General features: G+C 56.4%; 19 protein-coding genes. 5 read left to right on the forward strand and 14 right to left on the reverse strand.

Features of this window, described 5'->3' with window-relative positions; genetic code table 11:
* Positions 1-142 precede the first annotated feature (142 nt).
* Complete coding sequence (locus tag GUC22_RS03760) at positions 143-796, forward strand: LuxR C-terminal-related transcriptional regulator (protein ID WP_004135847.1); 654 nt, start codon at positions 143-145, stop codon at positions 794-796.
* Between the two features lie 55 nt (positions 797-851).
* Here the strand turns inward: GUC22_RS03760 and ruvX are convergent, their stop codons facing one another.
* The 9 genes from ruvX to GUC22_RS03805 all read right to left on the reverse strand — a co-directional run bounded on the left by ruvX (position 852) and on the right by GUC22_RS03805 (position 8,581).
* On the reverse strand, positions 852-1,268 hold the full coding sequence (gene ruvX, locus GUC22_RS03765; RefSeq protein WP_004135849.1) for a Holliday junction resolvase RuvX: 417 nt from the start codon (positions 1,266-1,268) through the stop codon (positions 852-854).
* Positions 1,268-1,831 (reverse strand): YqgE/AlgH family protein, encoded by a 564-nt coding sequence (locus tag GUC22_RS03770; protein WP_160183347.1) that lies wholly within the window; start codon positions 1,829-1,831, stop codon positions 1,268-1,270. The genes ruvX and GUC22_RS03770 overlap by 1 nt, the downstream gene beginning before the upstream one ends.
* Before the next feature lie 176 nt (positions 1,832-2,007).
* Entirely contained in the window at positions 2,008-2,955 is a 948-nt protein-coding gene (gshB, locus tag GUC22_RS03775; protein ID WP_004135852.1) for a glutathione synthase, read from the reverse strand.
* 20 nt (positions 2,956-2,975) lie between these two features.
* Positions 2,976-3,707 carry a 16S rRNA (uracil(1498)-N(3))-methyltransferase gene (rsmE, locus tag GUC22_RS03780; protein WP_024358647.1) on the reverse strand — a complete coding sequence of 244 codons (732 nt, stop codon included), beginning with the start codon at positions 3,705-3,707 and terminating at the stop codon, positions 2,976-2,978.
* Between the two features lie 90 nt (positions 3,708-3,797).
* On the reverse strand, positions 3,798-4,505 hold the full coding sequence (gene endA / locus GUC22_RS03785) for a deoxyribonuclease I (protein ID WP_024358646.1): 708 nt from the start codon (positions 4,503-4,505) through the stop codon (positions 3,798-3,800).
* Positions 4,506-4,599: 94 nt separating this feature from the next.
* Entirely contained in the window at positions 4,600-5,100 is a 501-nt protein-coding gene (locus GUC22_RS03790; RefSeq protein ID WP_004135858.1) for a SprT family zinc-dependent metalloprotease, read from the reverse strand.
* Positions 5,101-5,175: 75 nt separating this feature from the next.
* A complete protein-coding gene (locus GUC22_RS03795) occupies positions 5,176-6,570 on the reverse strand; it encodes a sugar porter family MFS transporter (protein ID WP_004125138.1) in 1,395 nt (464 codons plus the stop codon).
* Between the two features lie 379 nt (positions 6,571-6,949).
* The gene (gene metK, locus GUC22_RS03800; RefSeq protein ID WP_004125136.1) at positions 6,950-8,104 is read right to left on the reverse strand and encodes a methionine adenosyltransferase; all 1,155 of its coding nucleotides are present in this window, start codon (positions 8,102-8,104) and stop codon (positions 6,950-6,952) included.
* A 141-nt stretch (positions 8,105-8,245) separates the two neighbouring features.
* Positions 8,246-8,581: a hypothetical protein gene (locus GUC22_RS03805; RefSeq protein ID WP_138110033.1), complete on the reverse strand. Its 336-nt coding sequence runs from the start codon at positions 8,579-8,581 to the stop codon at positions 8,246-8,248.
* 225 nt (positions 8,582-8,806) lie between these two features.
* On the opposite strand from GUC22_RS03805, the gene yqgB reads away from it, so the two are divergent.
* From yqgB to speB, 3 genes are all read left to right on the forward strand, one after another.
* Positions 8,807-8,938: an acid stress response protein YqgB gene (gene yqgB, locus GUC22_RS03810; RefSeq protein ID WP_075210876.1), complete on the forward strand. Its 132-nt coding sequence runs from the start codon at positions 8,807-8,809 to the stop codon at positions 8,936-8,938.
* 8 nt (positions 8,939-8,946) lie between these two features.
* Positions 8,947-10,923, forward strand: coding sequence for a biosynthetic arginine decarboxylase (gene speA, locus GUC22_RS03815; protein ID WP_071830691.1), 1,977 nt, complete (start codon positions 8,947-8,949; stop codon positions 10,921-10,923).
* 211 nt (positions 10,924-11,134) lie between these two features.
* Positions 11,135-12,055: an agmatinase gene (gene speB, locus GUC22_RS03820; RefSeq protein WP_004105690.1), complete on the forward strand. Its 921-nt coding sequence runs from the start codon at positions 11,135-11,137 to the stop codon at positions 12,053-12,055.
* Between the two features lie 133 nt (positions 12,056-12,188).
* Here speB and GUC22_RS03825 read toward each other — a convergent pair whose 3' ends face one another.
* Positions 12,189-12,947, reverse strand: a complete 759-nt coding sequence (locus GUC22_RS03825) for a M48 family metallopeptidase (protein ID WP_004133548.1) — start codon at positions 12,945-12,947, stop codon at positions 12,189-12,191.
* Between the two features lie 277 nt (positions 12,948-13,224).
* Here GUC22_RS03825 and tkt point away from each other — a divergent pair, with 277 nt between their 5' ends.
* A complete protein-coding gene (tkt, locus tag GUC22_RS03830; protein ID WP_024358643.1) occupies positions 13,225-15,216 on the forward strand; it encodes a transketolase in 1,992 nt (663 codons plus the stop codon).
* A gap of 154 nt (positions 15,217-15,370) precedes the next feature.
* Here the strand turns inward: tkt and GUC22_RS03835 are convergent, their stop codons facing one another.
* Genes GUC22_RS03835 through GUC22_RS03850 form a run of 4 tightly spaced genes read right to left on the reverse strand, consistent with a single transcriptional unit; the run spans position 15,371 to position 17,972 of the window.
* On the reverse strand, positions 15,371-16,027 hold the full coding sequence (locus tag GUC22_RS03835) for an ABC transporter ATP-binding protein (RefSeq protein ID WP_024358642.1): 657 nt from the start codon (positions 16,025-16,027) through the stop codon (positions 15,371-15,373).
* Positions 16,021-16,698, reverse strand: a complete 678-nt coding sequence (locus GUC22_RS03840) for an ABC transporter ATP-binding protein (protein ID WP_154952565.1) — start codon at positions 16,696-16,698, stop codon at positions 16,021-16,023. The genes GUC22_RS03835 and GUC22_RS03840 overlap by 7 nt, the downstream gene beginning before the upstream one ends.
* Positions 16,686-17,393, reverse strand: coding sequence for an energy-coupling factor transporter transmembrane component T (locus GUC22_RS03845; protein WP_004133554.1), 708 nt, complete (start codon positions 17,391-17,393; stop codon positions 16,686-16,688). Before GUC22_RS03845 ends, GUC22_RS03840 begins: the two co-directional genes overlap by 13 nt.
* On the reverse strand, positions 17,394-17,972 hold the full coding sequence (locus tag GUC22_RS03850; protein WP_004133556.1) for an ECF transporter S component: 579 nt from the start codon (positions 17,970-17,972) through the stop codon (positions 17,394-17,396).
* Between the last annotated feature and the right edge of the window lie 2 nt (positions 17,973-17,974).

Below are 17,974 nucleotides of genomic sequence, written 5' to 3' on the forward strand. Positions count from 1 at the left end.
TGTTTGCAGGGATAGGAAGATTCCCATGGAATATTGTTTCAATGTGTAAAAATGATTTGTTTTTATAAATACACAGGCGATCGTATTCTTGTTAATTCATTTAACCGCTATGAAGGCGGAAATCAACTAAGGAGAGTTTTAAGTGATTAATTTATCTGAGAATTCGGCTTTTTCTCACCAGGTTACTTTTATTACTCACCCCTCCATTCAAAGCAAAGCATTTGCGACCTGGCTGGCCGAAAGGTTATCCGCATCGGTCATTCTGCAAAATATTAACAAACCCCTCGCGCAACGCCTTTTGAAAGATTCTGTAATATTATTTGATATTGCGGTTTCAAATAAAAAGTTGAATAGCGTATGGCGCGATATTATTCGCATGCAGGCAGATAACCCCCGTTTATTGATTATCAATAGCGCACAAAAGTATGAGCTCTACGAAATGGCGCAGTGGCCAGCGCTGTATGGTGTTTTCCGTCATGACGATGATGAATCGCGCTTAATTGAGGGCGTTAAGGCTGTGCTGAACGGCGAACAGACGGCTGAATTGAGCGTGATGCACCCGGCGATGTATGCGGCGGATCATGTATCGGCGCCTGCGGAAAATTCACCGCTGACCGAGCGTGAATGTGAAATCCTCAATGAACTGCGCTGCGGGGCGACCAATCTGGATATTGCCCGCGCGCTGTTTATCAGTGAAAACACGGTGCGTACCCATCTGTACAACGTGTTCCGTAAGCTTAGCGTGAAGAACCGCACTCAGGCGGTCAGCTGGGCGAATGAACATCTGCGCCACTAAACATGAAATCAGGATGATGGCGCCTGCCGCTGGTATGGGGCGCCATCATTCAGCTTCAGTAACCCTGCTCGAAGTAGCTTTCCAGAATAATAACGGCGGAAGCGGAATCCACGCTGCCTTTATTGAGCGCCCGGAATCCACCCTGTTCGAATAGCCCAGCTCTGGCTTCAACCGTGCTCAGACGTTCATCATGCAGGGTTATCTGCACGCCGAAGCGGCCATGAATTTTATTCGCGAAGTTGCGCGCACGGGCGGTCAGGGGCTGTTCCGTGCCGTCCATATTCAGCGGCAGGCCGACAATCACGGCTTCAGGCTGCCACTCTTTCAGCAGTTTCTCAATAACGTTCCAGTCAGGCTTACCGTCCTGCGCTTTCAACGCGGGGAGAGGGCGGGCGGTGCCGGTGATGCGCTGCCCTACGGCGACGCCAATGCTTTTGGTACCAAAATCAAAGCCTAAAAAAGTGCCGCTCATTACGCGTGCCCCGCATCGGCTGGCATGGTCACGATATCAATGCCAATCAGCTTCGCAGCCTCGCGCCAGCGGTCGGCTATCGGCGTGCTGAACAAAATATTCCGATCGGCCGGCGCGGTGAGCCAGGCGTTATCCAGTATCTCTTGCTCCAGCTGGCCTTTCTCCCAGGAAGCATAGCCCAGCGCAACCAGTACGTTCTCTGGCTGTTTATCCGTACCCAGCGTTTCGAGCACGTCGCGGGAGGTGGTAATCACCGTGTTATCGGAAATATGGATGCTGGAGGAAAAATCGGAGGGCGGCGAATGCAGTATAAAACCCCGATCCTCAGCCAGCGGACCGCCAACCATCACCGGTTTATCCAGGCGGATCTCGGGATTGCGCGGTTCAGGCGTGATTTTTAATTTCTCCAGGATCCCTTCAACCTGCAGATTTTCCATCGGCTTATTGATGATGATGCCCATGGCACCGTCATCGTTATACTCGCAGATATAGACTACGGAGCGACGGAACATCGGGTCCTGGAGAGCAGGCATGGCAATTAGAAAGTGATGCTGTAAATTCATTGTCAGAGGTTCTGTTCCTGGTTCAAAAAAGCAGCACCCAGTATGCGGGTAAAGCAAGGGAGTGTCGATTCACTTTATCTTTCAGGCTCAAGGCGCATTGCCTGCCTGAACCTGATAGCGAATCGTCTGCGCTGGCTCCAGGCTACAGGCGCAGGCCTGCAGCCGGAATAAGCGCTTTATTTATTGAGGCGCTGCTCAATGGCGTCCATCAGCATCCCGGTAATGGAAATCGGGAAGGCGGCTTCGATTTCACGAACGCAGGTGGGGCTGGTGACGTTAATTTCCGTCAGGCGATCGCCGATGATATCCAGGCCGACGAAGATTAAGCCTTTGGCCTTCAGCGTGGGGCCAACGCGGCGGGCGATGGCCCAGTCGCTTTCGGTCAGCGGGCGCGCTTCGCCACGACCGCCGGCCGCAAGGTTACCGCGGGTTTCGCCGCCCTGCGGGATACGGGCCAGGCAGTAAGGAACCGGCTCGCCGTCAACCACCAGCACGCGCTTATCGCCATCTTTAATGGCGGGTAGATAGTTCTGCGCCATGCAGTAGCGGTTGCCCAGCTCGGTCAGCGTCTCGGTGATGACGCCGAGGTTAGGGTCACCCTCTTTAACGCGGAAAATGGAGGTGCCGCCCATACCGTCCAGCGGTTTGAGGATGATATCGCCGTGTTTTTCCCAGAAGGCTTTCAGCTGCGCCTTATTACGGGTGACCAGCGTTTCCGGGGTCAGCTCGGAGAACCAGGCGGTAAACAGCTTTTCGTTACAGTCGCGCAAGCTCTGCGGCTTATTGACGATAAGCGTGCCTTGTTCTTCGGCGCGTTCGAGGATGTAGGTCGCGTAGATAAACTCGGTATCGAATGGCGGATCTTTACGCATCAGAATGACGTCAAGGTCCGCGAGAGGCAGATCCTGCTCGCCGTTGAACGCGTACCATTTGTCGTAGTTCTGCTCGACGCTCAGCTTGCGCGTACGGGCGCGGGCTTCGCCGTTGATTAAGTACAGATCGTTCATCTCCATATAATGGAGTTCATAGCCGCGACGCTGCGCTTCCAGCAACATGGCGAAGCTGGTGTCTTTCTTGATGTTGATGGTTGCGATGGGGTCCATCACGATGCCGAGCTTAATCATTGTTCTTCTCCGTTAACGCTTCAACCTAAGTCGCCAAAACGCACCTGCAGGGCGGTTATGGCAGTGAGCGCAGTTGTCTCTGTACGCAGAACGCGCGGTCCCAACAGGATATCAGTAAACTGGTAGCGAGCGGTCATCGCTATCTCTTCTGCCGACAGGCCGCCTTCCGGGCCAATCAGCAGCCGGATGCGTTCGACCGGCAGGGGCAGCGTGTTAATGCTGGCGCTGGCGCGAGGGTGCAAATTAAGCTTCAGACCTTCGTCCTGCTCCGCACACCAGGCTTCAAGCTGCATGGCCGGGCGGATCTCCGGCACCACGTTGCGGCCGCTTTGCTCGCAGGCGGCAATGGCGATTTTCTGCCACTGCTGGATCTTTTTCTGCAAACGTTCGGCGTCCAGTTTAACGCCACAACGCTCGGAAAACAGTGGCGTTATGAGGCTTACACCAAGTTCGATCGATTTCTGGATGGTGAATTCCATTTTTTCGCCGCGGGACATCACCTGGCCCAAATGGATATGCAGCGGGGATTCACGGTTATCAACTTTGCTGCTCTGTACTTCAACCAGAACATTTTTCTTACCGGCCTCGACAATGACCGCCTCGAAGATCTGATTGCTGCCGTCAAAAAGCTCTATTGCCTGGCCTTTACCCATCCGTAAAACGCGACCGACATGGTTGGCCGCGTCGTCGGAAAGCGCTATCTGGCTACCCGTGGTAATACGTTCCGGGTGATGGATGCGAGGAATGCGCATGCTTGATGTTCCGTTCTTAGCGCAGATATCTCTTCCCCCAGTCAAGGGGGAGGAGTGAAGCTGCAAATTAACAATTGCCGCTAGTGTAGGTTAGCTCTTTTGCGCCTGGCAAGCCTGCAGGACATAAGGATTATGGTTGCCCTGAACTTTGGCAATACGCGCGTCGCGTTCGCACTCCCAGGTCGTGACCGGGTACATCTTATCCCAGGCGGTAAACAGCTGGGTTTGCTGGCGGGAAAGATTGAGCTGGTAGCGGTCGCGCATATAGAAGTAGGTACGGGCGATGGCGCCACGCGCGCGCGCCGGCGGCTCGGCAACTTTATCTTTAAAATCAACCTTCATTGCGCACTGGCCGTACTGGCCTTCGCCGCCGTTCCACTGGCTGTACATAAAGTTGGCGCGGTCGCCGTTGACCTCGCCGACCGCCGGCTGCAGGTTATGCATGTCGCTTTCCATCTTGCGGTATTCCGGATCTTTGGCGCAGTTTTTGCGCCCGCCGTCCTGCCAGCACTGCCGCTGATGGCCAAACTGCCATGCGGGAACCACATGCTCCCACTCGACCCGGCTGGCGCGATTTTCATTTTTACGCACTTTATAGCCACAAGATTCCAGGTCGATAACCCCCTTTTTTCCCTGCCAGTTGATTTTACAGCCGCAGTAGAAATCGCCGGGGGCGTCGGCATTGACCTTGACCCCAGCGGTCTTGGCCTGAGAAAAACTGTTGATTCCTTCCGCTGCAAGCGGGGCGCATACTGCCGCGCTAAGAAACGCGGCAGCAAAAGTATGAATACGGGACATCGTTAACTCCGTGTCAAAACGAGCCCGCAACGTAACGAATGTGATTGCCAGACGCAATCAGTCAGATCAGAAAATTTCCAATTATTTCCGGAGATTACTTTTCCGCCACCAGAACATCTCCGCAGCGCACGCAGCGATAGGTGGCCTCCCCGCGCATCACGCGATTGTGGCGGCGGACGGTAAGCTGGTGCTGCTGGCATTGGCAGCGGTAGGGGAAGGTATTTTTACGGACTGAATCGAGTTCGAAACGATGGGTGCGCAGAGCCGGAACGCCCAGCACGCTTTCCATCATCCATTTCCATTCTTTACCGTGCGGCGCGACGCGGCCAAAGTGTTTCCACACCAGCAGGTGGGCCAGCTCGTGCGGCACGACTTCATCAATAAACGCCTGCTGGTTTTCCAGCAGCAGCACCGGGTTAAGGCGGATTTCGTTTTTCTCCAGCCAGGCGGTACCGGCGGAGGTTCCCCGCTGCTGATAAACCAGCGCCGGTTCAGGGTAATGGCGTCCCAGCTTGAGGTTCGCTTTGGCCAGATTCTCCCGCAGGCTGCGCATAACGGCCTGTTGGAGGGCAATGGGAATTCGGGGTGTTTTCATAGCGCCAGAGGATAGTGCGGCGGGGTGAGGAGAGCAAGAAGAAGCTTCCTCCCGGGCGGGAGGAAGCGTATCAGGCTAGTCGCGCGCGCCGATTTCGCGCAGCTTGCGGCCTTTCATCAGGTTACGTTCGATATGCTCCAGCGAAACGTTTTTGGTTTCCGGGATCAGCCACAGGGTCAGGAAGATGAACAGGATGTTCAGGCCGCCATAGACCCAGAAGGTGTTGGCGCTGCCCAGCGAGTTCAGCATGGTGAGGAACGTCGCGCCGACGATCATGTTGGCAATCCAATTGGTGGCCGTCGAACAGGTGATACCGAAATCACGCCCTTTCAGCGGCTGGATTTCGGAGCACAGCACCCAAATCAGCGGGCCGGCGCTCATGGCAAAGCCAACGATAAACATCAGCAGCATCAGGACGGCAAAGTACTGCGCCGTGGCGGAGTGGATGCCGATATGCATCATGCTGCCCAGGATGCCCATGCCGAGCGCCATGACGATAAAGCCAAGGATCAGCGTCGGCTTACGGCCCCAGCGGTCGACCAGCCCGATGGCGATAAATGTCGCCAGCACGTTGGTCAAACCGACGATGACGGTGCCCCACATCTGTTCGGTGGTGTTGGCATAGCCCGCCAGTTCAAAAATCTTCGGCGCGTAGTACATGATGACGTTCATACCGGTGAACTGTTGCATCACCTGCAGCAGGACGCCGAGGAATACCGCGCGGCGGAAGTTGCTGTTTTCTTTGAACAACGACCAGCCGGACTGTTTTACCTTCAGGCTTTCGCGGATCTCATCCAGCTCGCGTTTCGCTTCAGCGCTGGTGTCTCGCAGGCGCAGCAGAACGCGTTCAGCATCGACAAAGCGGCGCTTAGCGGCAAACCAGCGCGGGCTGTCCGGCAGGAAAACCACGCCAATCAGCAGCAGCACCGCCGGGATAATAATCACCCCGAGCATCCAGCGCCAGGCGCCGCTGTAGCTGAATGCCGTATCGGAAAGATAGGCGCCGAGAATACCAATGGTAATCATCAGCTGGTACATCGAAATCATGCTGCCGCGGATTTTTTCCGGCGCGATTTCAGACAGATACAGCGGGGCGGTGTAGGAGGCGACGCCCACGGCCAGGCCGAGCAGCACGCGGGAGATCAGCAGCACTTCCACGTTCGGCGCGGCGGCGGAGAACAGCGAGCCGGCAACGAACAGGATGGCGCCAATCATCAGGCTTTTTTTACGCCCGAGTTTGAAGGAGAGCCAGCCGCTGCCCACCGCGCCGACGGCGGCGCCGAACATCATGGAGCTGACCACCCACTCCTGAGTGTGGGCGCTTATCTGGAACTCGTTGGCAATAAAGGGTAAGGCACCCGCAATAACACCGATATCAAGGCCGAACAGCAGGCCAGCCAGTGCGGCGAGGAAGCAGACAAAGAACGTCATCGTCTTGTTCGAACGCCCTTGTTTTTTGTTGTCAGGCATAACGCCCTCCGGTTGAGTTATTGATCCTGTCGATGCGTAGGGTAGGTAAATACGTAGTAAAAAAATGTGATAGTAATCACGGCTGTGTAATCGGTTACACTAGAGTAAAGAAACGTAATTACTATAAACGTATTTAAATCAGTATATTAATTGAGTTTAGCTTAAGAAATTAAAAGCGCTAATCAGACTTTGCTGAAATATTGTGTAACAAAGTGAAGCGTTATTACATTTTGCACATATTTAAGGGAAATATTTGCTCTGTATATGATGTAATCGCTTCCATTTTGAGCGGGCGAAGGCAGGATTCGGCGTCAGCGAAGGGGAGCTAAAGTAAAAAGGCCAGCGCGGGGCTGGCCTTGAAATCGAGGGAGTGCGGAGATTATTTCAGACCGGACGCTTCGCGCAGCTGGGCTGCCTTGTCGGTTTTTTCCCATGGGAAATGTTCGCGACCGAAGTGACCGTATGCCGCCGTCTCTTTGTAGATCGGGTGCAGCAGATCCAGCATCTGAATCAGGCCGTACGGACGCAGGTCAAAGAACTCACGCACCAGCAGGGTCAGCTGCTCAGAAGGCACTTTTTCGGTACCGAAGGTTTCAACCATGATTGAAGTCGGCTCTGCCACGCCGATGGCGTAGGAAACCTGAATTTCACAACGATCGGCCAGGCCAGCGGCAACGATATTTTTCGCTACATAGCGCGCCGCGTAGGCCGCGGAACGGTCCACTTTAGATGGATCTTTACCGGAGAACGCGCCGCCGCCGTGACGAGCCATGCCGCCGTAGGTGTCAACGATGATTTTACGCCCGGTCAGGCCGCAGTCGCCCATTGGTCCGCCGATAACAAAACGGCCGGTTGGGTTGATAAAGAATTTTGTGGCGCTGTTCAGCCACTCGGTCGGCAGGACCGGTTTGATGATCTCTTCCATCACTGCTTCCTGCAGCGATTTCTGGTCGATATCTTCCGCGTGCTGGGTCGACAGGACTACCGCGTCAATCCCGACGATTTTACCGTCGTCGTACTGGAAGGTGACCTGGCTTTTCGCATCCGGGCGCAGCCACGGCAGGGTGCCGTTTTTGCGTACTTCGGCCTGACGCTGCACCAGACGGTGGGCATAGGTGATCGGCGCCGGCATCAGCACGTCGGTTTCGTTGGTGGCATAGCCAAACATCAGGCCCTGGTCGCCCGCGCCCTGTTCCAGCGGATCGGCGCGGTCAACGCCCTGGTTGATGTCCGGAGACTGTTTACCGATAGCGCTCAGGACCGCGCAGGAGTTGGCGTCAAAGCCCATGTCGGAATGCACGTAGCCAATTTCACGGACCGTGTTGCGGGTGATCTCTTCAATATCAACCCATGCGCTGGTGGTGATCTCGCCACCGACCAGAACCATGCCGGTTTTGACGTAGGTTTCACAAGCTACGCGCGCCTTCGGATCCTGTTCGAGGATCGCATCCAGCACGGCGTCGGAGATTTGGTCAGCAATTTTGTCGGGATGCCCTTCTGATACGGACTCTGACGTAAAGAGGTGTTTTGCCATGTTTTATTTCACCTGTGGACGATTCGGGTAGCTCATACTGTTGTGTAGAATGGCTTTGACGGATGACTCTACCAAAGCTTGCAGGTAGCGACACGAGCAGTCTGAGTGTTAATCAGTATAGATGGATTAACTTCTGGACGGCTATTTTAGGGCAGTTCTTGACCCCATTTCCAGCCTTTTTTGATATTCGTCGCATTTATAGAAAAAGGGCGGTGGCAATTTTTCCTGACAATCCCCGGCAACGCGCATATTTTTATTTTGCTTTTTACCCCGCTTCTCGGTATAAAACGCCGCGCGCGGCTCATTAAAACAGCGCACGAGCATTTGCTTCGTGACGCCACTTCCAGCCGGGTTAAGCAGTCTGTATTGACAGAGTCCCGCGGCGGCGTTTTCGCTGGCTGTCTGGAACGTATAGCTTTGGCTTGTCGCTGGCCCGTCTCGGGGCAGTGTGGAGGTGATACCAGATAATGAACCCACGTTTTTCGCCTGATTCGTCGCGTCGTTCCGTCGCGCGTCACTATCCCGCAACCCGCATCTCTCTCATGCAAACCAGCCGATGTTCTACCCATCTCGGCGCTTCTCAGGATTCCCGGGCCGGCAGGCTGCTGGAACACTGAACAAGGGCTCTCTTGCGATAGCAAGGGTTTTCTCGTGGTTTCTCCGGACTGTCATACTCCGTTCGGGTACGTGTTTTACGATGATATGAATAAGAAACCGGTCGCTCAGCCGCAAGACCAGCACTATCTACTGGGATTTCGGACTGTTTATGGGTTGTTATCGCTTCTTCGGATTGCGATAGTAGTCAACTGTTTTACACTTGTTACTAAAATTTGAGGTTCGCTATGTCTGACGACATGTCTTTATCTTCGCCTTCGTCAGCAGGCGATCACGGTGTACTACGTTCCATGCAGGAGGTTGCGATGAGCTCCCAGGAAGCCAGCAAGATGCTACGTACTTACAATATTGCCTGGTGGGGTAATAACTACTACGACGTTAACGAACTGGGCCATATTAGCGTCTGCCCGGATCCTGACGTCCCGGAAGCGCGCGTTGACCTTGCCGAGCTGGTGAAAGCGCGTGAAGCTCAGGGGCAGCGCCTGCCTGCACTGTTCTGCTTCCCGCAGATTTTGCAGCACCGCCTGCGTTCGATTAACGCCGCCTTTAAACGGGCGCGCGAATCTTATGGCTATAACGGCGACTACTTCCTGGTTTATCCGATCAAGGTTAACCAGCATCGCCGCGTGATTGAATCGCTGATCCACTCCGGCGAACCGCTGGGTCTGGAAGCCGGCTCGAAGGCCGAGCTGATGGCGGTACTGGCGCACGCCGGTATGACCCGCAGCGTGATTGTTTGTAACGGTTATAAAGACCGTGAATATATCCGCCTGGCGCTGGTGGGCGAAAAAATGGGCCACAAGGTCTATCTGGTCATCGAGAAGATGTCGGAAATCGCCATCGTGCTCGAAGAAGCCGAGCGGCTGAACGTGGTGCCGCGTCTTGGCGTGCGTGCGCGTCTGGCTTCGCAGGGCTCCGGTAAGTGGCAGTCTTCCGGCGGCGAAAAATCCAAATTTGGCCTTGCGGCGACCCAGGTTCTGCAGCTGGTTGAAATTCTACGCTCAGCCGGGCATCTGGACAGCCTGCAGCTGCTGCACTTCCACCTTGGCTCGCAGATGGCCAATATTCGCGATATCGCCACCGGCGTACGTGAATCCGCGCGTTTCTACGTTGAGCTGCATAAGCTGGGCGTGAATATTCAGTGCTTCGACGTTGGCGGCGGTCTCGGCGTTGACTACGAGGGCACCCGTTCGCAGTCCGACTGTTCGGTGAACTACGGCCTGAACGAATACGCCAACAACATCATCTGGGCGATTGGCGATGCCTGCGAAGAGAATGGTCTGCCGCATCCGACGGTGATCACCGAATCCGGCCGCGCGGTCACGGCGCACCACACCGTGCTGGTATCGAATATTATCGGCGTTGAGCGTAACGAATATACCGAGGCGACTCCGCCTGCGGAAGACGCCGCGCGTCCGCTGCAAAGCATGTGGGAAACCTGGCTGGAGATGCAGGAAACCGGCAACCGCCGCTCGCTGCGCGAATGGCTGCACGACAGCCAGATGGATCTGCACGATATCCACATCGGCTACTCCTCCGGCACCTTTAATCTTCAGGAGCGCGCCTGGGCCGAGCAGCTGTATCTGAATATGTGTCATGAAGTGCAGAAGCAGCTCGACCCCAGCAACCGCGCGCATCGTCCGATTATTGATGAGCTGCAGGAGCGCATGGCGGATAAGATCTACGTCAACTTCTCCCTGTTCCAGTCGATGCCGGATGCATGGGGTATCGATCAGCTGTTCCCGGTGATGCCGCTGGAAGGGCTGAACATGGTGCCGGAACGCCGCGCGGTGCTGCTGGATATCACCTGTGATTCCGATGGCGCGATTGACCACTATGTGGATGGCGACGGTATTGCGACCACCATGCCGATGCCGGAATACGATCCGGAGAATCCGCCGATGCTGGGCTTCTTTATGGTGGGCGCCTACCAGGAGATCCTCGGCAATATGCATAACCTGTTCGGCGATACGGAAGCCGTAGACGTGTTTGTCTTCCCTGACGGCAGCGTTGAAGTTGAGCTGTCTGATGAAGGGGATACCGTTGCGGACATGCTGCAGTACGTGCAGCTCGATCCGAACACGCTGTTGACCCAGTTCCGCGATCAGGTGAAAAATACGGACCTGGACGCCGCCCTGCAGCAGCAGTTCCTTGAAGAGTTCGAAGCGGGTTTATACGGCTACACTTATCTGGAAGACGAGTGATATACGCCCTCTCCGTAATCGAGAGGGAAGAGCAAGGCGAAGCCGATTGCGACATTCGCCAAACTTGCTTGAACGCGTAGACATTTACGGCGATAATTCGCCCAATTAAGCAGTAAACCCATTCAAAACCCTTCCTCGTCGGGCCTAACGACGCGGAGGGGTTTTTTTATATTTGTATTTCAATACAACGACGGTAAAAGAGGTCATATCCATGAGCACCTTAGGTCATCAATACGATAACTCCCTGGTATCCAACGCATTTGGTTTTCTGCGTCTACCGATGAATTTCATGCCGTATGACAGCGATGCGGACTGGGTCATCACCGGCGTACCGTTTGATATGGCGACCTCCGGACGCGCGGGCGGCCGTCATGGCCCGGCGGCGATCCGTCAGGTGTCGACGAACCTTGCGTGGGAGCACAACCGCTTCCCGTGGAATTTTGACATGCGCGAGCGCCTGAACGTCGTGGACTGCGGCGATCTGGTTTATGCCTTCGGCGACGCGCGTGAAATGAGTGAAAAGCTGCAGGCCCACGCGGAAAAACTGCTGGCGGCAGGTAAACGCATGCTCTCCTTCGGCGGCGACCATTTTGTGACGCTACCGCTGCTGCGCGCGCATGCTAAACACTTCGGCAAAATGGCGCTGGTACATTTCGATGCCCACACCGATACCTACGCTAACGGCTGCGAATTTGACCATGGCACCATGTTCTACACCGCGCCGAACGAAGGCCTGATCGATCCGCATCATTCGGTGCAGATCGGTATCCGTACCGAGTTTGATAAGGACAACGGCTTCACGGTGCTGGATGCGGGCCAGGTCAACGATCGCAGCGTTGACGACGTGATCGCTCAGGTGAAACAGATCGTCGGCGATATGCCGGTGTATCTGACCTTTGATATTGACTGTCTGGATCCGGCGTTTGCCCCGGGTACCGGTACGCCGGTGATCGGCGGGCTGACCTCCGATCGGGCGATCAAGCTGGTACGTGGCCTCAAGGATCTGAACATCGTCGGCATGGACGTGGTGGAAGTCGCTCCGGCCTACGACCAGTCTGAAATCACCGCCCTGGCGGCGGCGACCCTGGCGCTGGAAATGCTGTATATCCAGGCGGCGAAAAAAGGCGAGTAAGCGGACTATTTTACTCGCCATTTTGCAGCCGGGCAGCGCTCGCTATCCTCACGTACGACGTGTACGCTCCGGTGGCGGTGCGCTGTCCGGAGCCCGCCCATAACGTCCGATTTGTTACAAACCGGGGCGAGAATTATTTGATGCCGTCCGCCGCCATGCGATCGCGGATATGCTGAGCGCGTGCTTCCGATGCCGGATGATCGTCAAACATTGAGCTTTGGCGTCCGGCTTCCAGCTTCGCCAGTTTCTCGAAGCTGGTGGCGAGACCCGCCGGATTGATTCCGCGCTTGCGCAGCAGATCGTACGAGTAGTCGTCCGCTTCCGATTCCTGACGCTGGGAGAACTGCGAGTTCACCAGCTTCTCGCCCAGATCGCCCAGCTGCGATTGCGACAGACTACCGACGATGCCGCCCGCGGAGGCCGCCGCCGCGCGTACCGCGTTAGTGCCCAGCGCTACCTGCATCCCTTTCTTCACGTGGCCCAGCGCGACGTGACCCATTTCGTGGCCGATGACCGCTTCAACTTCATTATCATTCATCAAATCCATCAGCCCGCTGTAAACGCGGATGCAGCCGTTAGCCATGGCGAAGGCGTTAACGTCTTTGGTCTGGTATACCTTATAGTTCACCGGCTGGCCGTTGATGTTGTCCCCCAGCGCGGCGGCGATTTTACCCAGACGTTTGCTGTATTCACTGCTGGCAGGCGCGATAGTCGCCTTCGCATCCATCTCCTGACAGGCTTTGTCGCTTAAGGCTTTCACCTGCTCGTCGCTGAGCGAGTAAGCCTGGAAGGCCTCCGCACCGGAGCTAAGCAGGCCGTTGGAATCCATGTTCTGGCATCCGGTTAGCGTTGCTGCGATCCCAAGGGCAAGAATAGCTGAACGAAATTTCATTTTTATCTTCCACAATCTTATGGTTATTTATCCGAAAAAACGGCGATGGCTGCCTGCCGTATCCTGTGCAAATTATAAATACTATATGAGAATGCGGGCGAGAGGATTACGCCGTAGCACAACGTGTTCCAGAGATTTCTTAAACGGCAAAAGGATGCTCCATGTACATGCTTTGCCGCTTAGGTTACATTGTTCACACTTTTTTCCGGCGTAGCCCAAAACGCGCTGTCGTCAAGTCGTTGCGGGCATGGCCTTCATTATCCGATCTGGAGTCAAAATGTCCTCACGTAAAGAGCTTGCTAACGCTATTCGTGCGCTGAGCATGGACGCAGTACAGAAAGCCAAATCCGGCCACCCGGGTGCCCCGATGGGTATGGCTGACATTGCCGAAGTCCTGTGGCGTGATTTCCTGAATCATAACCCGCAGAACCCGTCCTGGGCCGACCGCGACCGCTTCGTGCTGTCCAACGGTCACGGCTCCATGCTGATTTACAGCCTGCTGCACCTCACCGGTTATGATCTGCCGATTGAAGAGCTGAAGAACTTCCGTCAACTGCACTCTAAAACGCCGGGTCACCCGGAAGTCGGCTACACCGCGGGCGTGGAAACCACCACCGGCCCGCTGGGTCAGGGTATTGCGAATGCGGTCGGTATGGCCATTGCGGAGAAAACTCTGGCGGCGCAGTTCAACCGTCCGGGCCACGACATTGTTGACCACTTCACCTACGCGTTCATGGGCGACGGCTGCATGATGGAAGGTATCTCCCACGAGGTATGCTCCCTGGCCGGTACCCTGAAGCTGGGCAAGCTTGTTGCGTTCTATGACGACAACGGCATCTCCATCGACGGTCATGTAGAAGGCTGGTTCACCGATGACACCGCGAAGCGCTTTGAAGCCTACGGCTGGCACGTGGTGCGCGGCGTTGACGGTCATGATGCTGACTCGATTAAACGCGCGGTAGAAGAAGCGCGTGCGGTCACCGACAAACCGTCCCTGCTGATGTGCAAAACCATTATCGGTTTCGGTTCGCCGAACAAAGCCGGTACCCACGACTCCCACGGCGCGCCGCTGGGCGACGCGGAAATCGCGCTGACCCGCGAAGCGCTCGGCTGGAAACATCCGGCGTTTGAAATCCCGTCTGAAATCTATGCCCAGTGGGATGCCAAAGAAGCCGGCCAGGCGAAAGAGTCTGCGTGGAACGAGAAATTTGCCGCCTACGCCAAAGCCTTCCCGCAGGAAGCCGCTGAGTTTACTCGTCGTATGAAAGGCGATATGCCGGCTGACTTCGACGCGAAAGCGAACGAGTTCATCGCTAAGCTGCAGGCTAACCCGGCGAAAATCGCCAGCCGTAAAGCGTCCCAGAACGCCATTGAAGCCTTCGGCCCGCTGCTGCCGGAATTCCTCGGCGGCTCCGCTGACCTGGCACCAAGTAACCTGACCCTGTGGTCCGGTTCTAAAGCGATCAACGAAGACACTGCCGGTAACTACATTCACTACGGCGTGCGCGAATTCGGTATGACCGCGATTGCCAACGGTATCGCCCTGCACGGCGGTTTCCTGCCGTATACCTCCACCTTCCTGATGTTCGTCGAGTACGCGCGTAACGCGGTACGTATGGCGGCGCTGATGAAACAGCGTCAGGTGATGGTCTACACCCACGACTCCATCGGTCTGGGCGAAGACGGCCCGACTCACCAGCCGGTAGAGCAGGTGGCTTCCCTGCGCGTCACCCCGAACATGTCCACATGGCGTCCGTGCGACCAGGTGGAATCCGCCATCGCGTGGAAATACGGCGTAGAGCGTCAGGACGGCCCGACCGCGCTGATTCTGTCCCGTCAGAACCTGGCGCAGCAGGAGCGTACCGAAGAGCAGCTGGCGAACGTTGCCCGCGGCGGCTACGTGCTGAAGGATTGTGCCGGTCAGCCGGAACTGATCTTCATCGCCACCGGCTCTGAAGTTGAGCTGGCGGTCGCCGCTTACGAAAAACTGACTGCCGAAGGCGTGAAGGCGCGCGTGGTTTCCATGCCGTCCACCGACGCGTTCGACAAGCAGGATGCCGCTTACCGTGAAGCCGTGCTGCCGAAAGCCGTCTCTGCGCGCGTGGCTATCGAAGCGGGTATCGCTGACTACTGGTTCAAATATGTGGGCCTGAACGGCGCGATCGTCGGCATGACCACCTTCGGTGAGTCTGCGCCGGCGGAGCTGCTGTTTGAAGAGTTTGGCTTCACCGTGGACAACGTGGTCGCGAAAGCGAAAGCGCTGCTGTAGTCCATTCACTCTTCCGGCGCGGTAAAGCCGCGCCTTGTCCGAGCTACGGGGCCTGTGCGGTCGGGTAGCCCGGACAGGTGCGCAGCACCGCCTCCGGGTAAAGACTTTAGTTGTCACCGTAAAAAACGGGTCGCTCAGGCGGCCCGTTTCTTTTTCAGGAAATACTCAGTAGCCTTCCCTTTTCCAGGCGCACCATGCGGGAAAAGTGGCGCTGTATAAAAGCCGTGTCATGGCTGATAGCCACTACGCTGGTCCCCCTTTTGCGGCAAACCGCAAGCCACTCCTCAAATATCGTCAGCCAGTGCTGGTCAAAATCGCGGCTGGGTTCGTCGAGCAGCAGAACTGCTGGCGCCATCGCTTCCAGACAGGCAACGGCCACCATGCGGCGCTGGGCGGTATGCAAATCCAGCGGATGCGCATCGGCGACGTCCTCTAACTGGCAAAGCTGCAGCGCTGCCGCGGTGCGTTGCGCAACCTCTGCGGCAGACCGTTTCTGTAGCCGCAGCCCGAAGGCGACTTCTTCAGCCACCTTGCTGTGAAAGATTTGATTTTCAGCTTCCTGAAACAGGACGCCGAGCATACCGGCGCGATGGCGATTTTTATAATGCGCCATCGGCTTATCCAGCAAATTGACGGTACCGGACGTGGCGGGTAGCAGTCCGGCCATCACCCGCAGCAGGGTGGATTTCCCCGCGCCGTTATCGCCGGTGAGCGCCAGCCATTCGTTTTCACCGAGGTTTAGCGAGATGTTTTGCAAACAGTCTGCCGCCGCGCCGGGCCAGCGATAAGTCACCTGATTCAACGTCAGCATAGCGGGGAAAGCGCTCCATCATGCAGTCGCCATCCCTGCTGACACCAGGCAAGAAAAGGCGAGGGAGTTCGTTCAAAAAGGATAATCAAGGAACGCTGCGCCTGCGCCCAGTGCCGCAAGCGCTCCAGAAGCATGGCGCTAGCCTGCGCCGTCAAACGGCTAAACGCTTCATCCAGTATCAATATCCTGGGCTGCATGGCAAGCGCGCTGGCAATGACTACCCGCTGGGTTTCTCCGCCGGAGAGCGTGGCCGGGTGGCGATGACGTAACGCCTGGCATACCGTCAGCGTCAGCGCTTCATCAATACGACGCATAATCTCGTCTTCGCTGAGGCAGAGATTTTCAGGACCAAAAGCGACCTCTTCTTCGACGCTGAATGTACAGCCGGAAAGCTGGAGATAGGGGGATTGTTGAACCAGCTGGACGGTGCTCGCCTGTTCGACGAGCGACAACTGTCCGATAGGGTTCCCGAGTAACGTTCCTTTACCTTCAATTTCTCCGGGGAGGAAATCCGGATACCAGCCCGCCATCAACTGCGCAAGCGTACTTTTTCCGCTGCCGTTATCGCCAAAAATCGCCACCATACCGGGCTCGGCGTAGTGAAAATCGAAGCAGGCAGGTGGGCGCGCGGCATGGGTTGGAAGATAGCGAAACTGTTCTAATGTAACCATATCCAGACTCCGGTCTCGGTGACTATCAGCGCCACCATGGCGTAGCGTGCCCAACGCTGTAAGGTGCTGTCCGGTGGTGCCCACAGCGTGGTGCGTGTCCGATGCAGGCGAAATCCTCGCATATCCAACGCCGCACCGCGTACGGCTAAATCGTTGAGCGCATTATGGGTAAGCGGCACAATCAATGCAGGCATCGCGCGTAAACGATGATACCAGGCCTCATCCAGCGGGACGCCCCGTGCGCACTGGGCCTCATGAATAATCGCCAGCTGGCGTTTGAGCTGCTCGACAACCAGCAACGGGCCGGCAAACAGATAGGCGAGACCCGGCGGCAAGCGGGAGGCAAACAGGGCGCGCATAAACCGCGAAACCGGCACGTAGTGCATCCACAGCTGCGATGTTGATACGATGGCCAGGATCCGCAGCCAGAGCGTGACGGCATTGGCCCAACGTTCAGGTTCACGCGCTTGTCCAGCGATCCATTCGCTCAACCAGCCGCCGTGCACCAGCCACAGGCCTAACCCTAAAGGGATCATCAGCCAGAGTACGTATTTTGCCCGCGGTCGCGTGGCCTTGATTCCCAGTAAACAGATGAAAGTCAGCGCGCTGTAAAGGCTTAAGGGCGCACCCGCGGGTAGCAGGAGCGTGGAGCAGGCGGCGAGCGCCCACAGGCTTAATGAGGTAAAGGGATGCATTTAGCGTACAGCAGACATGGTTGGGAAATGGCGCGTTGTGCGTAGCGGAAGCTGGCGCAACAGGACCCAGACGATGGCCGCCGTCAGGATTTTATCGACCAGGTTCGCGCCCAGCACGGTGATCGCGACGGACTCCACCAGATTCTGGCCGACCGAGTGCATCCAGGCGACAAAGAGATCGGCACCGCTGCCGGTGACGCCGCCAAACAACGTAGTGCGAATAGGCACGGCGACAAGCGTGACGGCGAGAGTAATGATGACACCGCTGGCCACCACTTTCGGTAAGGTGCGAAACCATCCCGCCCGCGCCAGCCATCCAGCCACCAGCCCGATAACCATCGCCACCGGAGCGAAGGCGGCGGCGATAGGATCGGTCAATAACCCCCACAGCAGGTTAGTGAGTAGGCCAGTCAGCATTCCGACCACCGGGCCTAACAGCACCGCGCTGATTAAGGTGCCAATAGAGTCGAGAAAAATCGGTAATTTCAGCATGCTGATCAGCTGGCCGCCGACCATATTGATGGCGATAGCAATGACAATCAGGACCAGAGACTGGCTGGAAAATTGGCGACGCGCCATAG

It is taken from the genome of Klebsiella sp. MPUS7 (assembly GCF_009905335.1).
Lineage (GTDB): Bacteria > Pseudomonadota > Gammaproteobacteria > Enterobacterales > Enterobacteriaceae > Klebsiella > Klebsiella grimontii.

Bases quoted from the DNA above. Each gene is read 5' to 3' on its own strand.
- ruvX (WP_004135849.1), bottom strand. From the start codon at position 1,268: ATGAGCGGCACTTTTTTAGGCTTTGATTTTGGTACCAAAAGCATTGGC.
- GUC22_RS03770 (WP_160183347.1), bottom strand. From the start codon at position 1,831: ATGAATTTACAGCATCACTTTCTAATTGCCATGCCTGCTCTCCAGGAC.
- gshB (WP_004135852.1), bottom strand. From the start codon at position 2,955: ATGATTAAGCTCGGCATCGTGATGGACCCCATCGCAACCATCAACATC.
- rsmE (WP_024358647.1), bottom strand. From the start codon at position 3,707: ATGCGCATTCCTCGCATCCATCACCCGGAACGTATTACCACGGGTAGC.
- endA (WP_024358646.1), bottom strand. From the start codon at position 4,505: ATGTCCCGTATTCATACTTTTGCTGCCGCGTTTCTTAGCGCGGCAGTA.
- GUC22_RS03790 (WP_004135858.1), bottom strand. From the start codon at position 5,100: ATGAAAACACCCCGAATTCCCATTGCCCTCCAACAGGCCGTTATGCGC.
- GUC22_RS03795 (WP_004125138.1), bottom strand. From the start codon at position 6,570: ATGCCTGACAACAAAAAACAAGGGCGTTCGAACAAGACGATGACGTTC.
- metK (WP_004125136.1), bottom strand. From the start codon at position 8,104: ATGGCAAAACACCTCTTTACGTCAGAGTCCGTATCAGAAGGGCATCCC.
- yqgB (WP_075210876.1), top strand. From the start codon at position 8,807: ATGAATAAGAAACCGGTCGCTCAGCCGCAAGACCAGCACTATCTACTG.
- speA (WP_071830691.1), top strand. From the start codon at position 8,947: ATGTCTGACGACATGTCTTTATCTTCGCCTTCGTCAGCAGGCGATCAC.
- speB (WP_004105690.1), top strand. From the start codon at position 11,135: ATGAGCACCTTAGGTCATCAATACGATAACTCCCTGGTATCCAACGCA.
- GUC22_RS03825 (WP_004133548.1), bottom strand. From the start codon at position 12,947: ATGAAATTTCGTTCAGCTATTCTTGCCCTTGGGATCGCAGCAACGCTA.
- tkt (WP_024358643.1), top strand. From the start codon at position 13,225: ATGTCCTCACGTAAAGAGCTTGCTAACGCTATTCGTGCGCTGAGCATG.
- GUC22_RS03835 (WP_024358642.1), bottom strand. From the start codon at position 16,027: ATGCTGACGTTGAATCAGGTGACTTATCGCTGGCCCGGCGCGGCGGCA.
- GUC22_RS03840 (WP_154952565.1), bottom strand. From the start codon at position 16,698: ATGGTTACATTAGAACAGTTTCGCTATCTTCCAACCCATGCCGCGCGC.
- GUC22_RS03845 (WP_004133554.1), bottom strand. From the start codon at position 17,393: ATGCATCCCTTTACCTCATTAAGCCTGTGGGCGCTCGCCGCCTGCTCC.
- GUC22_RS03850 (WP_004133556.1), bottom strand. From the start codon at position 17,972: ATGGCGCGTCGCCAATTTTCCAGCCAGTCTCTGGTCCTGATTGTCATT.